Genomic DNA, 17109 nt, shown 5'->3' with positions numbered 1-17109 from the left:
AACTAACTAGTATTTTAAATTATTAAAAATTTTTTAAACTTTGGTAATTTTTTTGAGTTATCAATTCCTGATTCAAAAGAAAAACATTCGTATTTCATAACATTAGATACATCTCAATTTGATATATTTTGATTAAAAGATATAGCACCATAAAACATTCAATTCATATTCGTAACATTTGAAGTATCTCAAGATGATAAATCTTGATTAAATGTTTCACAAAATATAAACATAAATTGTAAAGATGTAATTTCTGATGGTAATTGATTAGGTACTTTTTCAATTGTTCTTGGCATATTAACAACTTGAATTTCTCCCTGATCATTTTTATAAAAACCAATTTGAACAATTTCTTTACTATTTATATTTGATAAATCTCTTTCATTAGTTGTTATTTGTTTGCCATTTTTATCAATGTAAATTGTATCTTGTTGAGTTTTATTATTTAAAACATCATTTTTTTGTGAATTTGTGTTTAAAACAGTTACAGTTAAATTTCCTGCAACCGATGCAAGTGTTAAAACACTTAATGCTGTCAATATTTTTTTCATTTTTTCATCCTTCTATGAAGTTAATTTTACTTTACTACTTTTTGAAGGTAAATTCACAAAAATTATATTTTTTGACTAAAAATTTTTATTGGCTTTTCTCCCTTTATGTACTATTTTAATTTTATCACATAAATGCTGAGAAAAGCCTATCTACGGACTTCTCCCCACATTTTTAAATCAAACATAGAATTACAGTTTCAAAACTAGGTATCTTGTTGAATTTATATGCAGCTTCTTTAGCATATAAATGAACATGATGTTTTGCAACTTTGATATGTGTTTTAAATGTTCTTCTTATATGTTTTCAAACTGATTCAATTTGGTTGGTATTTACACCAATTTTTGAAACATAGCCATCTTGATGGTTAACTGTTTCATGCTTAGTGAAAACTGATTTAAAATCGCAATATCCTTTTCAAGAATAAGTATATACAAGACATTTCATCAATTTGCACTGTACCTTCAACAATAAATTGAGGTTTTTGTTTTGCAATACGTGTTCTGATTTTATGAGTCATTCTTCAAGCAGTTTTCAAAGTCACTCCCAATTCTTTTGCAATATCTGTTGATGGAATTCCATGTTTGGTGTTTATTCATCTAAAGATAAGATAAAACCAAGATGTTAAAGATGTTTGTGACCTTGAAAATATGGTGCCTGTGAGAATGCTAAATGTTTGATTACATTTTAAACATCTCATTCTTTTTAAATCAGAAGTATTCAAATTAAAATTAAAACACCTAATACATTTGTTTTCTTTCAAATTTGCTATATATGCAAGACATTGCTGTTCAGTTTGAAAAGCATTGTTGAATTCATTCAGTTTCATTATTCCCTCCACAAGTACATGTGGGGAGAAGTCCGTTTTTATTTTTTAAAGTTAAAACTTTTTTGCTGCTTCTTTAATATACTGTTCAAATTTATCCATCGTTTTTTCTGGTCCTAATGCTGGTAAACCTCCACCTTTTGCTAATATTTTAGAACCAATAAGTAAATTAGCGTCATTTTGATGAAGTTCTTGAACCTTAGTACCACAAATAAGAATTGGTTCTACTACTTTAGCACCTACAAATTCTCATGTTCCTTTTAAATAAGTTGCATGATTACCTCATAAATATCAGCCATATGGTGCTCCTTGTGTCGCCAAAATTTGAACTTTTAAATGTGGTAATAATCCTCTAGCTTCACCTTGTTTGGTATATTTATAATCAAAAGTTTTACCAGCAACTAAGATGTGATCTAAATAATTTTTTGTCATGCTAGTAACATTAAAATTTGTCATTGGTGTTGTATATATAACTTTATTAACATTTTTTAGTTGATTAATATAATAATCAGAATCTTTTTCATTAAAATATGAAGTAAAGTTTTTTTGCGTAATAGTAATACTTGCCATTGGTATTTGATTTAAATCTAATTCAATTATTGAATCTTCTGGATGAAATTCACGATAATATTTAACAAAACGAGATACTAAACTTTCAGAATAAGATAGTTCTTTTTTAATCATAGAAGAACGAATTACTAATACTTTATTTGCCATTATTTTTGCCTCCGAAATATCTAAAATAACTTTGTAATTTGATTTTATCAGTTTTTATTTATTATTTTTTAAAAAATATTAAAAAATAATAAATAAAAATATAGTTTTATAAAAAAATGAAATATTTATTATAATTTTATCAATTTCTATAAAGTGTTATTATTAAAGTGTGTAAAACTTTTAAAAAAGTTTATAGAAAAATTTTAAATTAAATAGATATTAAATCTAAAAAATAGATATAAGTTAGTTATTATAGAGATTTTAGTACTTGTACACAAATTATAATTATTAAGAAATTTGAGATCAGACTATCAAAAAAATGGAAAGAGGTAAAAATATGAATGAAAGAAAACAAAAATTTGGATGGGTTACACTTTATTGGACACTAATTACATAGACAAGTGAACAAAGAAAGGAACTATAATTATGGCCAATATTAACTCATATACCGATGAATTTAAAAAACAAATAGTAGCTTTATATCAAAGTGGCAAATCAGTATCTTGCCTTGCTAAAGAATATAATGTTACAAGAGCAGCTACTTACAATTGAATTAAGCAATTTACTAATTCAGGTAGTTTTTAAACTAAAGATAATCGTTCTGTTGAAGAAAATGAATTAATTAAATTAAGAAAAGAATTAAAACAATTAAGAATGGAAAATGATATTTTAAAGCAAGCAGCACTAATAATAGGCAGAAAGTAGAGATTATTGCAAATAATAAATCTAAATATAAAATTCGCACAATGTGTCATTTTTTAAAACTCTCTAAATCAACATATTATTTTAATTTGCTAAATTGTAAAGGTAAGTGCAACTAAATTATTTTTCTATCCAAATATTCTATCGGTGAAAGATAATTTAGTATTTTTCTTGGTCTTTGGTTTAAAGACAATATAAATTTATGAACTTCATTTTTACAAGTTTTTGAAAAATTAAATTTTTTAGGAAATTTTTCTCTAATTAAACCATTAGTATTTTCATTAGTACCTCTTTGTCAAGGTGAATATGGATTTGCAAAATAAATTTTCACATCTAAATTTTTTTCAAGTTGTTGTCAATTTGAAAATTCTTTACCACGATCAAAAGTAATGGTTTTAACAATATTTTTAGGAAGAATTGATAAATAATGGCTAATATTTTTGTTAATAACTTTAGTAGTTCTGTTTTTAACTAATATTGCTAAAGTAAATCGTGATACTCTTTCAACTAAAGTTATTAAACATTTTTTACTTTTGCCTCGTGATGATACTATAGTATCTCCTTCTCAATGACCAAGTGTTATACGATCATTAATATTAAGATCTCTTTCTTTAATTGATTTGCTATTGAATTTGCCACGATTTTCTTGAGATTTGCGTTTTTTGCCTTTTCTTCTTAAATTTTTACTAGTAACTTGATCAAGCAATCCAGAATAAATTCAATTGTAAATTGTTTTAAAACTAATAACTCATTGTTTATGAAAATTTTTAATTCTGCCATAAATTTGTTCAGGTGATCAGCCTAATAATAGTTTTTGTTGCACATATTTTACTAAATCTTTATTTTTAAACTTATGAAAAAAAATATGTGATTGTTTTCTATTTTCAGCTTTATTTTGTGCAATCAATGAAAAATAATTACTATTATCTTGATTTCTATTAATTTCTCGAATAATAGTACTAATATTTCGATTAAGATTTTTAGCTATTTCACTAATTTTAACTTTAAATTTCAATTGATTCTCAATATAAATTCTTTCATCTACGCCAAGATGTTTATAACTCATATAAAAACTCCTTACTTTTTTTATAAAATAAATTTAGCATTATGAAATTTTTATATGAGAATTTTTTTGCAATTTTATTTACTTGCACTTACAAGTATAATTCAGCATTTAAAGAAAAAAAATAAAATTCAAAATAATATTTATGAACAAGCTGTTATTAGTGCTTTTAAAAAAAATAAAGAAGTTTATGGTACTAGAAGATTAAAAGTCATTCTAGAAAACCAAGAAATTTATTTATCAAGACGAAAAATTAAAGAAATTATGAATAAACATAATTTAATATCAAAATACACTAAATTATCATTCAAAAATTATCATAATAAAGTCAATGATAGTCAAATAACCAATCTTGTTAATAGAAACTTTAATAATAGAGTTAAAAATGAAGTTATTGTTAGTGATTTAACTTATGTTCAAGTAAATGGTAAGTGAAACTATATTTGTTTATTAATTGACCTATTTAACCGCGAAATAATTGGACATAGTGTAGGTACTAAAAAAGATGCATCATTAGTATATCAAGCATTTATGCACTCAAATCGCTGTTTAAAAGATATTCAAATATTTCATAGTGATCGCGGTAATGAATTTAATAATAAAATTATTGATAAACTTTTACTAGCATTCAATATTAATCGCTCTTTAAGCAAAAAAGGTTGTCCTTATGATAACGCTGTTGCTGAAGCAACCTTTAAAACTTTCAAAACCGAATTTATTAATGATAAAAATTTTACATCATTAATCCAATTAAAATTCGAATTATTTGATTACATCAATTGATATAACAACATAAGAATTCACGGCACTTTAAACTACTTAACTCCAGTTAATTATCAAAAACAAATGTCTACCAAAAAATAGTCCTAAAAAGGGTTGCCATTCCAATTATTTATGAAGTACATGTGATAAATCTGAATATAAATCATATAGATTTAGAAAAAGAAAATTAAAAAAAAAGGTTTATTAAATTATAAACGACGTATTTGTATACATTATAACCCAAAAACACAAAAAAAGGAATTTGTTTCATTGATAGATAACTATCTTGGTGTTAAAAAATATAGTAAACTTGCACCAAACGTTATTAAACAAATTTTAAAATATTTTGCTGATGATAAAAAGTATCGTGATGTTTGTGATACTTTTATTGAAGGTTTAATAAGTAATAGTACAGTTTGTAGAACATATCAAAAATTTGAATTACCAAAAGTTAATATTTCTAAAATAGTATTAGAAAAAAATCAAACTTTATATATAAATATTGATGATGGACATCGAAAATTTAAGTTTAATGAAAAACACAATTGGAATGGCAACCTTTTTTAGGACTATTTTTTGGTAGACATTTGTTTTTGATAATTAACTGGAGTTAAGTAGTTTAAAGTGCTGTGAATTCTTATGTTGTTATATCAATTGATGTAATCAAATAATTCTAATTTTAATTGGATTAATGATGTAAAATTTTTATCATTAATAAATTCGGTTTTGAAAGTTTTAAAGGTTGCTTCAGCAACAGCGTTATCATAAGGACAACCTTTTTTGCTTAAAGAGCGATTAATATTGAATGCTAGTAAAAGTTTATCAATAATTTTATTATTAAATTCATTACCGCGATCACTATGAAATATTTGAATATCTTTTAAACAGCGATTTGAGTGCATAAATGCTTGATATACTAATGATGCATCTTTTTTAGTACCTACACTATGTCCAATTATTTCGCGGTTAAATAGGTCAATTAATAAACAAATATAGTTTCACTTACCATTTACTTGAACATAAGTTAAATCACTAACAATAACTTCATTTTTAACTCTATTATTAAAGTTTCTATCAACAAGATTGTTTATTGGACTATCGTTAACTTTGTTATTATGATTTTTGTATGATAATTTAGTGTATTTTGATATTAAATTATGTTTATTCATAATTTCTTTAATTTTTCGTCTTGATAAATAAATTTCTTGGTTTTCTAGAATGACTTTTAATCTTCTAGTACCATAAACTTCTTTATTTTCTTTAAAAGCACTAATAACAGCTTCATCATAAATATTATTTTTGATTTTATTTTCTTTTTTCTTTAAATTAAAATAATATGTTGATTTAGAGATTTTTAAAAAATGACACATTGTGCGAATTTTATATTTAACTTTATTTTTGACAATAATTTCTATTTTCTGCCTATTATTAGTGCTGCTTGCTTTAAAATATCATTTTCCATTCTTAATTGTTTTAATTCTTTTCTTAATTTAATTAATTCATTTTCTTCAACAGAACGATTATCTTTAGTTTAAAAACTACCTGAATTAGTAAATTGCTTAATTCAATTGTAAGTAGCTGCTCTTGTAACATTATATTCTTTAGCAAGGCAAGATACTGATTTGCCACTTTGATATAAAGCTACTATTTGTTTTTTAAATTCATCGGTATATGAGTTAATATTGGCCATAATTATAGTTCCTTTCTTTGTTCACTTGTCTACGTAATTAGTGTCCAATAAAGTGTAACCCATCCATAATTTATTTTTTGAAAATTTTGAACAAGCAAATTTAGTAGTTTGCGGAGATAGTGCAAAATGAATTAGAAAAACTGCTACAATTTTAAATGCTAAATTTATTTTAGATAAATTCCATGCTTTTCATGTTTTATTTCTTGGTATAATGGCTGGAAGAAGAAAAAATCAAATTGCTAAATTACACTATCAAAATGCAATAAATTTATTTGAAAAAGGTCAATATTATGAATTAATTAATTTTTTACAATCATTAACCTTACAATATAAAAAATTAAAAGTTAGTTATTTTATTAATGCAAAAGATGGTGTATTAAACCAAGCATTAGTTGAAAATATTGGTTGCTTTACTGAAACTAATATTAAACAAATTTTAAAGCATATGATTGGTGATAGAACTTATAATATTGATATGTATACAAAAATGGTTAATTTTAAATGCTATCAAATAAATACAGCCATCCAGTTATTATAAATTAAAATTAAAATTTTAAAATAAATGAAAAATAAAATAAAACTTATTAAAGTTTACTTTAATAAGAATTTTTGTGTTATAAAAGTAAGTATTATTGTTGACTAATATTTTTCAAGTGTTAAGATTAACATACAATTGCATATTGAAGTCAAAATTATTCTCGTCTAACTTTATAATTTTAAGACAAATTTGAATATTATTGACAACATCGGTATGCTCCCATTTTTTATATTAAATTAAAAATATTAATAATATAGTCTAGAACCTACATTTTTTATAAAAATGAAATAATTTTTCTAGTTTTTATCAATTATATTGTTATAATACGTGTATGATAAAGAAAACTCTCAGTTGGGTGGATTTATATGCTAAAAAAAAGAATTTTGTCATTATTTTGATTAATCACAATGATTAGTATTTTTATTGTAACTTTAGTTAGTCATAAACCCTATTTTATTATGGGGGGTTCAACTTCAGTAGCACCTTTAATGCATACATTAATGGAAGACTATCCCGATAATCATAAAGAAGCAGACTTTACTTATAACAGTTTAGGTTCAGATGCAGCAGTAATTCCAGTTAATAAAAATATGTTTGGTATTGGCTGACTTTCGAAAGAATATACAACTCCTAATAATAATTTAATTTCTTTTGTTTTATCAAAAGATGGCATGATTTTAGTTTATAATTTGCCACAAGATTGATTAGGTAATAATAAACCTCTAAATTTTACACAAGATAAAGTAAAAAAAATGTATTTATCGAAATCACCTATTTTCTGAAGAGATTTATTTCCACAAAATACTTCAGAACCAAATCAAGGTTGAATCAAACCAACTTGTGACCTCAAAATTTTAGCTTATACTAGAGAAAATGGTTCAGGAACACGAGATGTTTTTAATGAAAAAGTTCTGGGTGATTCAAAAGCATATTATCCACAAGCAATAACTGTTAATTCAAGTACACAAATGTTTAATATGTCTAGTGGTGGTGTTGGCTATAGTTCATATTCAGATAAAAAACAATTAGATTCGAATAAACAATTCACTAATATTCATATTGCTAATTGAGAAAATATTGCTCCAAGTTTAGACACCATTAAAAATGGTACTTATCAGTTATCACGACCATTTACAGGTTTAATAAATAAAAATTTTAAACAAATTAATACTTTAGTTAAATTTCTAAAATTCTTGTTTATTCCTGACTATCCAGGTCATAACGAATACGTAGTTCCTGCTTTTTCAGAAACTCAGTACGCACAATCAGCAGTAGCATTAACTGACAAATTAAATTATGATTTAAATCAGTGATTAAACAATTTTCCATAAAGGAGTATTAATAAATGAAATCCAAATCTTTTAAAAAGTTTTGACATAAAATAACTTTTAATCATTTTAATGAAAATCATGATCAAAAAAATGTTTTTATTAGTGAACAAAAAAAAAATACTTATGATCTGATTGCTAAAATTTGTGTATTGTCTATATCTTCATTAGCACTAATTGCCGCTTCATTATTAATTGGTTTTATTATAGGTGAAACATTTAGTAATATGAGTTTTCTAAATTGATTTAAAATGTTAGGAAATAGTAAATGATTACCTAGTGCTAATAGTTTTGGTATTATTGCCTTTATCATTGCCACTTTTTGAGTTGCACTATTTTCAATGATACTTGCTGTTCCTTTAAGTTTACTAACATCATTATTTATATGTGAATTTTTACCACCAAAATTAAAAAAAACAACATTAACTTTAGTAGAATTATTATCTGGTATTCCTTCAGTTGTTTTTGGTGCTTTTGGTTTAATAACCATTGGCCCTATTTTTGTAAAAATGGGAGCACCAACCAAAGAAAATATGATGACAGCAAGTTTTATTTTATCAATGATGGCATTACCAACAATTATTTCATTATCTGTTAATGCTATTACTCGAGTACCAAAATCTTATCTATATGCATCATTAGCACTAGGTATTAGCAGGACTGACACTAGTTTTAAAGTCATTTTTAAAGCAGCAAAAACAAAAATCATTGGTGCAATAATTTTTGGATTTGGAAGAGTCATCGGTGAAACAATGGCCGTTGTTATGATTGCTGGTAATAGTACTCTAACCCCAAATTTTGCACATGGTCCACTTGCATTTTTATTTAGTTCAATTTCTACTTTAGCGGGAGTAATTGGACTAGAAATTGGAGAAGCAGTTAGTTCTCAACAAATATCAGCATTATATAGAATTGGTTTATTTTTATTTATTATAGTTTCAATAATTAACTTTATTGTTTTAATAATTTATAAACGTAGTGATAAAAAAGCAAAAGGTCATAAAAAACCACGAAATTATAATTTAAAAAAAATAAATCTATCTGATAATCAACTAATGTTAACTATTAGTGAAAAAACTATTAAAAATCAAGGCTGAAAACACTTTAAAGACTATTTTCGATTATTCTTTATGGGGCTAGCTTGTTTTATTACTATGGGATTAATTATTTGAATTATTGGTGATATTATTATTAATGGTATCTTCAACATTAGTGGTAATGCTGGTAGTAGCATTTTCAATTTTAATTTTGCAGCTTTAATTTCAACAACTGGTGATGAAGGTTACTTATCAATTATCACAATGACATGTTTATTGGTATTAACAACAATTACTATTGCTATGCCATTAGGTATTATTGGTGCAATTTATCTTCACGAATATGCCAAAAATGGTTGATTTGCTTCAATATTACGTTTTGTGCTAAATACATTAGCTTCTACGCCATCAATTATCTTTGGTATGTTTGGATTTACTTTTTTTATTACTTTCTTACAAATAAGTTTCTCAGCAATTGCTGCTAGTTTAACATTAACAATTGTTATTTTACCACTTATTATTAGAGCAGTAGAAGATACATTAAAATCAGTACCTATTGAATATCGCGAAGCATCATTAGCACTAGGTGCTAGTAAATTTGAAACAATAAGAAAAGTAGTTATTCCAGCTGCCATTGGTGGCATTATTACTAGTATGATTTTATCAATGGGTAGAATTATTGGTGAATCAGCACCAGTTTATCTAACATTAGGAAGCACTGTTGCTTTTCCCAATAAAGGTTTCTTAAGTTCAGGACAAACTTTAACAACCCATATTTTATTAGTTAATAAAGAATCAAATGACCCTAATAAATTAGGAATGATGTACCAAACAGCACTAATAACAGTTATACTAATATTTATTTTAAACTTTATAGCAAAACATTTTGAAAAAAGTTTAACAACAGGAATCGGGGTGAAAACAAAATGCTCAATTGAATTATTAAAAGAAAAAATGAAAGCAAGAAAGAATCAACGAATAGCAATAAAAAAAGAAAAGTAAATGTAATTAAACCTTACTTTTTAAAAGTGAAAGATAAATTTAAGAAAAAACCAAATAACAAATCAAATAATTTATCAAATATAGAAAATATTCCAAAAAGTAATTATGTTTTTACTATTAAAAATTTAAATTTCTTCTATAATCATGGCAAAAAACAGGCTTTATTTAATATAAATTTAGAAATAAGTCGTAATCAAGTAACCGCTTTTATTGGACCAAGTGGTTGTGGCAAATCAACATTACTACGAACTTTAAATAGAATGAATGATTTAATTGATGGTGTTAAAATTAATGGACAAATATTATTTAATAATGAAGATATTTATGAAAATAAAAAAAATATTATTTCATTACGAACTAAAGTTGGAATGGTATTTCAAAAACCTAATCCCTTTCCAATGTCAATTTATGAAAATGTGGCATATGGCCCAAAAAATCAAGGCATTAAAAATAAAAAGATTCTAAATCAAATTGTCGAAGATGCTTTAAAAAAAGCGGCTTTATGAGATGAAGTTGCTCAACACTTATTCGATTCAGCATTATCATTATCAGGTGGACAACAACAACGTTTATGTATTGCTCGTGCTATTGCCCTAAAACCAGAAGTACTATTAATGGATGAACCAACTTCAGCTCTAGATCCGATTGCCGCATCTAAAATTGAAGACTTAATGAATGATTTAAAATCAGACTTTACAATTATTGTTGTTACACATTCAATGCAACAAGCAGCACGAATTTCTGATAAAACTGCCTTTTTCTTAAATGGAGAAGTCATTGAATATAATAATACTAAAAAAATATTTTCACGACCAAAAGATAAAAGAACAGAAGATTATATTACCGGCAGATTTGGTGGAAATGTTTAGTAATCTGTGTAACTTACAAAAATAACTATGTTTAATTAATTCTAGTAAATATAATTAAATGACTAGAAAGAGTGAGTTACAGATGGCTAAAAAAGATAACTTTAATAATAATGATCCAATATCAAAAGCAGTAGATTTATTACTAGAAAATACTGAAGATTTAACAACAGTTTTTAAACCTGGCGGTTTATATAAAGAATTAACAAAAAGATTAGTTGAAAAAATGTTGAATTCTGAAATGCAAAATTATTTAGGATATGAAAAAAATCAACATAGTACTACTGAAAATGCTCGTAATGGTACAAGTTCAAAAAAATTAATAACTCAACAAGGTAAAATTGAAATTGATGTACCAAGAGATCGCAATAGTAATTTTACTCCTGTAATAGTTCCTAAAAGGCAAAGAAGATTTGATGGTTTTGATCAACAAGTTCTTTCCTTGTATGCAAAAGGAATGACATTATCTGACATTAGAATGCAGTTGCAAGAGTTATATCATGGTGCTGATATTAGTGAAAGTGTTATTAGTCAAATTACTGATGATGTTATTGATGATGTTAAAGCATGACAAAATCGACCATTAGAAAGTATTTATCCTATTGTTTATTTTGATTGTATAGTATTTAAAGTACGACAAGATAAACGGATTATTAACAAATCAGTTTATATAGCATTAGGAGTTGATTTAGAAGGCAAAAAAGATGTTTTAGGATTATGAATTAGTGAAAATGAAGGTTGTAAGTTTTGATTATCTAATTTCACAGAAATGAAAAATCGTGGCTTAAATGATATTCTTATTGCTTGTAGTGATAATTTAACAGGCATGTCAGAAGCAATACAATCAGTTTATCCTAAAACAGAACATCAATTATGCATTGTTCATCAAATTAGAAATAGTTTAAAATATGTTTCATACAAACATCGAAAAGGTCTAGTTGCAGATTTAAAACCAATTTATAGTGCATGTAGTGAAGAACAAGCAATGCAAGCTTTAGAATCGTTTGAAAGTAAATGAAATAAACAATATCCTCAAATTACTAAATCTTGATATAAAAATTGAGATAATTTAATGGTTTTTATTAGTTATCCAGTAGAAATCAAAAGAGTGATTTATACTACAAATGCTATTGAATCTGTTAATAGTCAATTACGAAAAATCATCAGAAATAAAAAAGTTTTTCCTAATGATATGGCAGTTTTCAAAATATTTTACTTGGCAATTGAAAATATAACAAAAAAATGAACATTGCCTATTCAAAATTGAAATACAGCAATTGCTCATTTTATGATAAAATTTGAAGACAGAATTAATCTAAATTAGTAACTTTGTAAAAAAAAGATACACAGATTATTAAAAAGCCTCGATTTGGTTAAAAATATATATAATTAATTATAGAGAAAGGAGTAAAAAATGAAAATAATTAACCGTAGATTTGATTTAGATATCATAAATTTAAAACAAAACTTATTAACTTTATTAAAAGAAGTAAAAAAAGAACATAAAGACGCTTTAATAGCAATGGAAACCCAAGATTTTGACATGTCAAAAAGAATTGTTGAAACCGATAAAGAAATTAGAACAGTCGCTGAAAGTTTAACAATTACTGCAATTTGAAGTATTGCTCAACAAAATCCTTTTGCTACTGACTTACGTACTATTATTGGCTATATGAATATTATTCGTGATTTAGAACGTATTTCAAATTATGCTAAAAATTTATCCAAATTTAATGTCAAATATAAACCAGAAATTAAATTAACATCTCAATTATCAGGATTAATGAAAAAAGTATTTAAAATGATGGATTTAATTGGTGAATCTATAAATGAAAATGATATTAATAAAGCTTATCAAGCAGCAGAATATGATATTGATATTGATAATCGTTTTCGTGAATCAATGAAAAACATTGTCAATATGTTAAAAGTAAACAAAAATAATGATCAACTCTCTCAATATACATCAACAATGCAACAGTTGAAATATATTGAAAGACTAGGTGATCACTTAGTTAACATTTGTGAAACAATAGTATATATTATTAAAGGTAAATTTTATGATTTATCTTCAACAAAAATATCTGAATAATTTATCAATCGAGGCTTTTTAATAATCTGTGTATCTTTGTTTTACAAAGTTACTAATTTAGATTAATTCTTTCTTCAAATTTTATCATAAAATGAGCAATTGCTGTATTTCAATTTTGAATAGGCAATGTTCATTTTTTTGTTATATTTTCAATTGCCAAGTAAAATATTTTAAAAACTGCCATATCATTAGGAAAAACTTTTTTATTTCTGATGATTTTTCGTAATTGACTATTAACAGATTCAATAGCATTTGTAGTATAAATCACTCTTTTTATTTCTACTGGATAACTAATAAAAACCATTAAATTATCTCAATTTTTATATCAAGATTTAGTAATTTGAGGATATTGTTTATTTAATTTACTTTCAAACGATTCTAAAGCTTGCATTGCTTGTTCTTCACTACATGCACTATAAATTGGTTTTAAATCTGCAACTAGACCTTTTCGATGTTTGTATGAAACATATTTTAAACTATTTCTAATTTGATGAACAATGCATAATTGATGTTCTGTTTTAGGATAAACTGATCGTATTGCTTCTGACATGCCTGTTAAATTATCACTACAAGCAATAAGAATATCATTTAAGCCACGATTTTTCATTTCTGTGAAATTAGATAATCAAAACTTAGAACCTTCATTTTCACTAATTCATAATCCTAAAACATCTTTTTTGCCTTCTAAATCAACTCCTAATGCTATATAAACTGATTTGTTAATAATCCGTTTATCTTGTCGTACTTTAACTACTATACAATCAAAATAAACAATAGGATAAATACTTTCTAATGGTCGATTTTGTCATGCTTTAACATCATCAATAACATCATCAGTAATTTGACTAATAACACTTTCACTAATATCAGCACCATGATATAACTCTTGCAACTGCATTCTAATGTCAGATAATGTCATTCCTTTTGCATACAAGGAAAGAACTTGTTGATCAAAACCATCAAATCTTCTTTGCCTTTTAGGAACTATTACAGGAGTAAAATTACTATTGCGATCTCTTGGTACATCAATTTCAATTTTACCTTGTTGAGTTATTAATTTTTTTGAACTTGTACCATTACGAGCATTTTCAGTAGTAGTATGTTGATTTTTTTCATATCCTAAATAATTTTGCATTTCAGAATTCAACATTTTTTCAACTAATCTTTTTGTTAATTCTTTATATAAACCGCCAGGTTTAAAAAATGTTGTTAAATCTTCAGTATTTTCTAGTAATAAATCTACTGCTTTTGATATTGGATCATTATTATTAAAGTTATCTTTTTTAGCCATCTGTAACTCACTCTTTCTAGTCATTTAATTATATTTACTAGAATTAATTAAACATAGTTATTTTTGTAAGTTACACAGATTACTAAACATTTTCTATCAATCAGTGTTAAAATAATTACTTTTTTGCAAGTTTCATTTAAATATTTTTAAGTCATACTTTAATATGATAATATTTATTATTATTTTATTTTTAATTGTATTAAATTAAGGTATGATTTTTTAATTTAATATTAAAATTTCTAAAAAGGAATATTTAACTTAGTTCTTCTATTGTAATATTACTATTAATATTTTTTTTGTTATCTACATTTTGCTTATTTTTATTATATAATAAAGAAATTCCTATTATTAAACCAATTAAATTTAATGTTAAAAATAATAATATGATGCCTAATGCATTATTACTATTACATAAACTTATACCTCAAATTAAAAATACTATTCAAATTACTAAACATATTCATATAATAAATGTAATTAAACCAATACTCATTGCCTTGCACCTTTTTCTTTCTAAAAAATAATTAAACTAAATAAAATATAGTATTTTCTATTAGATTCTTATAATTTAATATTTTTTTCTTTATACAAGTATTTACTCTATATAAATATAAGAAAAATGCATGAAAATATGCATTTTTCTTATATTTATTAAATCAACCCCCATCTATACCCTTTTCTTATGATCAATTTATTTCATTTGGTTTCATTGGTTTTTCATTATTCTTTACACTAATAATTTTACCATTTTTAACGTTAATAACAGTATTTGCAACATATTGGAAGTTAGGATTATGAGTAACCATAATAATTGATGTTTTATATTCTCGATTAACATCCAATAAAATCTCTAATACCTTACGCCCCATTTCTTCATCAAGTGCTCCTGTTGGCTCATCACAAAATAAAATTGTCGGATTTTTTGCTAGTGCTCTACCAATCGATACTCTTTGTTGTTGTCCACCTGATAATTGACTTGGAAATTTATTCATATGTTCATCCATTTCAATAACTTGAAAAATATCATCAATACTCATATTTTTATTTTTATTTTTAGCAAGATTTTCACCAACTTCAGCATTTTCACGAGCAGTTAAGTTAGTTAATAAATTGTATTGTTGAAAAATAAAACCAACATTATCTCGTCTAAATTTAGTTAAATGACTATCTTTTAATAAAGATAAATTGTATCCCGCCACAAAAACATCACCAGTATTAGGTTTATCCAATCCCGAAATAATATTTAATAATGTTGTCTTACCACTTCCCAATGGTCCTAAGATAACAACAAAATCACCTAATTTAATTTTTAAATTAACTCCTTTTAATACTTCATATTCTAAGTCTCCAGTTAAGTAAGATTTTTTAACATCAAATAATTCAATAACATTAGTTTGAGTATCAGGAGTATTATTAGTCATTGATATAATTTTACCTGCTAAAATTTCTTTTGAATGAGTTTTTGTTAATTTTTTAAGGCTTTTCTCCCTTTATGTACTATTTTAATTTTATCACATAAATGCTGAGAAAAGCCTATCTACGGACTTCTCCCCACATTTTTAAATCAAACATAGAATTACAGTTTCAAAACTAGGTATCTTGTTGAATTTATATGCAGCTTCTTTAGCATATAAATGAACATGATGTTTTGCAACTTTGATATGTGTTTTAAATGTTCTTCTTATATGTTTTCAAACTGATTCAATTTGGTTGGTATTTACACCAATTTTTGAAACATAGCCATCTTGATGGTTAACTGTTTCATGCTTAGTGAAAACTGATTTAAAATCGCAATATCCTTTTCAAGAATCAGTATATACAAGACATTTTGAAGAAATGTGGTTTTTTGCAAACTGCAAAAGATTTTTACTCTTTGCGTTTTTCAATACTTTCACAATTAAATTATTGGTTGTTTTTTGATAAATGCCAACAATCAAGGTTTTATTCACCAAGGATCTTCCTTGTTTTTTAAAACCCATATGTGAAAGATACATTTCATCAATTTGCACTGTACCTTCAACAATAAATTGAGGTTTTTGTTTTGCAATACGTGTTCTGATTTTATGAGTCATTCTTCAAGCAGTTTTCAAAGTCACTCCCAATTCTTTTGCAATATCTGTTGATGGAATTCCATGTTTGGTGTTTATTCATCTAAAGATAAGATAAAACCAAGATGTTAAAGATGTTTGTGACCTTGAAAATATGGTGCCTGTGAGAATGCTAAATTTTTGATTACATTTTAAACATCTCATTCTTTTTAAATCAGAAGTATTCAAATTAAAACTAAAACACCTAATACATTTGTTTTCTTTCAAATTTGCTATATATGCAAGACATTGCTGTTCAGTTTGAAAAGCATTGTTGAATTCATTCAGTTTCATTATTCCCTCCACAAGTACATGTGGGGAGAAGTCCGTTTTTTAATTGCTTTTTGATTATCTTTAAAAGCTTGCAATTTGGCTTTATTAGCTTCTATTTCTTCCTTTGATTCTGGTTTATCATGAGATTTATGGGTTACTGGTGGTATTGCACCTTCATTTTTAGATACTGACTTCTTTGTAAAACTAGATTCTAACTTATTTTTAGTTACTTGTTCACTTGAATTTTTAGTGTTTTTTTTATCATTTTTCATGTTTTTATTCCCTT

18 protein-coding genes and 2 pseudogenes are annotated in these 17109 nt (G+C 25.2%); 10 read left to right on the top strand and 10 right to left on the bottom strand.

Annotated elements, in window-relative coordinates:
• Positions 1-14 precede the first annotated feature (14 nt).
• From AACL02_RS09495 to AACL02_RS09485, 3 genes are all read right to left on the bottom strand, one after another.
• Complete coding sequence (locus AACL02_RS09495) at positions 15-551, bottom strand: BspA family leucine-rich repeat surface protein (RefSeq protein ID WP_339041144.1); 537 nt, start codon at positions 549-551, stop codon at positions 15-17.
• A 172-nt stretch (positions 552-723) separates the two neighbouring features.
• A complete protein-coding gene (locus AACL02_RS09490) occupies positions 724-996 on the bottom strand; it encodes a transposase (protein ID WP_339041142.1) in 273 nt (90 codons plus the stop codon).
• Positions 947-1378, bottom strand: a complete 432-nt coding sequence (locus AACL02_RS09485; RefSeq protein WP_339041140.1) for a hypothetical protein — start codon at positions 1376-1378, stop codon at positions 947-949. The genes AACL02_RS09490 and AACL02_RS09485 overlap by 50 nt, the downstream gene beginning before the upstream one ends.
• Between AACL02_RS09485 and AACL02_RS09480 the strand changes: the two genes are divergently transcribed.
• Positions 1324-1455: a hypothetical protein gene (locus tag AACL02_RS09480; RefSeq protein WP_339041138.1), complete on the top strand. Its 132-nt coding sequence runs from the start codon at positions 1324-1326 to the stop codon at positions 1453-1455. The genes AACL02_RS09485 and AACL02_RS09480 overlap by 55 nt on opposite strands.
• Here AACL02_RS09480 and AACL02_RS09475 read toward each other — a convergent pair.
• Positions 1430-2092 (bottom strand): FMN-dependent NADH-azoreductase, encoded by a 663-nt coding sequence (locus AACL02_RS09475; RefSeq protein WP_338962913.1) that lies wholly within the window; start codon positions 2090-2092, stop codon positions 1430-1432. The two genes, AACL02_RS09480 and AACL02_RS09475, sit on opposite strands and share 26 nt — an antisense overlap.
• 426 nt (positions 2093-2518) lie before the next feature.
• Here AACL02_RS09475 and AACL02_RS09470 point away from each other — a divergent pair, with 426 nt between their 5' ends.
• A complete protein-coding gene (locus AACL02_RS09470) occupies positions 2519-2677 on the top strand; it encodes a transposase (RefSeq protein ID WP_339041135.1) in 159 nt (52 codons plus the stop codon).
• Positions 2678-2909: 232 nt separating this feature from the next.
• Here AACL02_RS09470 and AACL02_RS09465 read toward each other — a convergent pair whose 3' ends face one another.
• Entirely contained in the window at positions 2910-3860 is a 951-nt protein-coding gene (locus AACL02_RS09465; protein ID WP_339040235.1) for an IS30 family transposase, read from the bottom strand.
• Between the two features lie 66 nt (positions 3861-3926).
• Here AACL02_RS09465 and AACL02_RS09460 point away from each other — a divergent pair, with 66 nt between their 5' ends.
• Complete coding sequence (locus tag AACL02_RS09460) at positions 3927-4721, top strand: IS3 family transposase (RefSeq protein ID WP_339041133.1); 795 nt, start codon at positions 3927-3929, stop codon at positions 4719-4721.
• A gap of 168 nt (positions 4722-4889) precedes the next feature.
• On the top strand, positions 4890-5186 hold the full coding sequence (locus tag AACL02_RS09455; RefSeq protein WP_339041131.1) for a hypothetical protein: 297 nt from the start codon (positions 4890-4892) through the stop codon (positions 5184-5186).
• A 2-nt stretch (positions 5187-5188) separates the two neighbouring features.
• Here AACL02_RS09455 and AACL02_RS09450 read toward each other — a convergent pair.
• A pseudogene (locus AACL02_RS09450) lies at positions 5189-6309 on the bottom strand (IS3 family transposase).
• A gap of 211 nt (positions 6310-6520) precedes the next feature.
• Here AACL02_RS09450 and AACL02_RS09445 point away from each other — a divergent pair.
• The 6 genes from AACL02_RS09445 to phoU all read left to right on the top strand — a co-directional run bounded on the left by AACL02_RS09445 (position 6521) and on the right by phoU (position 13172).
• On the top strand, positions 6521-6847 hold the full coding sequence (locus AACL02_RS09445) for a hypothetical protein (protein ID WP_339041129.1): 327 nt from the start codon (positions 6521-6523) through the stop codon (positions 6845-6847).
• Positions 6848-7305: 458 nt separating this feature from the next.
• A complete protein-coding gene (locus AACL02_RS09440) occupies positions 7306-8178 on the top strand; it encodes a PstS family phosphate ABC transporter substrate-binding protein (RefSeq protein WP_339041127.1) in 873 nt (290 codons plus the stop codon).
• A gap of 14 nt (positions 8179-8192) precedes the next feature.
• Positions 8193-10214 carry a phosphate ABC transporter permease PstA gene (gene pstA / locus AACL02_RS09435; protein WP_339041125.1) on the top strand — a complete coding sequence of 674 codons (2022 nt, stop codon included), beginning with the start codon at positions 8193-8195 and terminating at the stop codon, positions 10212-10214.
• Positions 10139-11083, top strand: coding sequence for a phosphate ABC transporter ATP-binding protein PstB (pstB, locus tag AACL02_RS09430; protein WP_339041122.1), 945 nt, complete (start codon positions 10139-10141; stop codon positions 11081-11083). Before pstA ends, pstB begins: the two co-directional genes overlap by 76 nt.
• 82 nt (positions 11084-11165) lie before the next feature.
• Positions 11166-12404: an IS256 family transposase gene (locus AACL02_RS09425; RefSeq protein ID WP_339043710.1), complete on the top strand. Its 1239-nt coding sequence runs from the start codon at positions 11166-11168 to the stop codon at positions 12402-12404.
• A 90-nt stretch (positions 12405-12494) separates the two neighbouring features.
• Positions 12495-13172, top strand: a complete 678-nt coding sequence (phoU, locus tag AACL02_RS09420) for a phosphate signaling complex protein PhoU (RefSeq protein ID WP_174480791.1) — start codon at positions 12495-12497, stop codon at positions 13170-13172.
• Between the two features lie 52 nt (positions 13173-13224).
• On the opposite strand, the gene AACL02_RS09415 is transcribed toward phoU, so the two are convergent.
• The 4 genes and pseudogenes from AACL02_RS09415 to AACL02_RS09400 form a co-directional block, all read right to left on the bottom strand.
• A complete protein-coding gene (locus AACL02_RS09415; RefSeq protein WP_339043709.1) occupies positions 13225-14463 on the bottom strand; it encodes an IS256 family transposase in 1239 nt (412 codons plus the stop codon).
• Between the two features lie 680 nt (positions 14464-15143).
• Positions 15144-15953: pseudogene (locus AACL02_RS09410) on the bottom strand (ABC transporter ATP-binding protein); the annotation flags it as partial.
• 69 nt (positions 15954-16022) lie between these two features.
• A complete protein-coding gene (locus AACL02_RS09405) occupies positions 16023-16844 on the bottom strand; it encodes an IS1595 family transposase (protein ID WP_339041117.1) in 822 nt (273 codons plus the stop codon).
• The gene (locus AACL02_RS09400; RefSeq protein WP_339041115.1) at positions 16844-17095 is read right to left on the bottom strand and encodes a hypothetical protein; all 252 of its coding nucleotides are present in this window, start codon (positions 17093-17095) and stop codon (positions 16844-16846) included. Before AACL02_RS09400 ends, AACL02_RS09405 begins: the two co-directional genes overlap by 1 nt.
• Between the last annotated feature and the right edge of the window lie 14 nt (positions 17096-17109).

Origin of the sequence: Spiroplasma endosymbiont of Apeira syringaria (genome assembly GCF_964020205.1) — a bacterium.
GTDB lineage: Bacteria > Bacillota_I > Bacilli_A > Mycoplasmatales > VBWQ01 > Spiroplasma_E > Spiroplasma_E ixodetis_A.
This window is presented reverse-complemented; position numbering and strand designations above follow the sequence as displayed.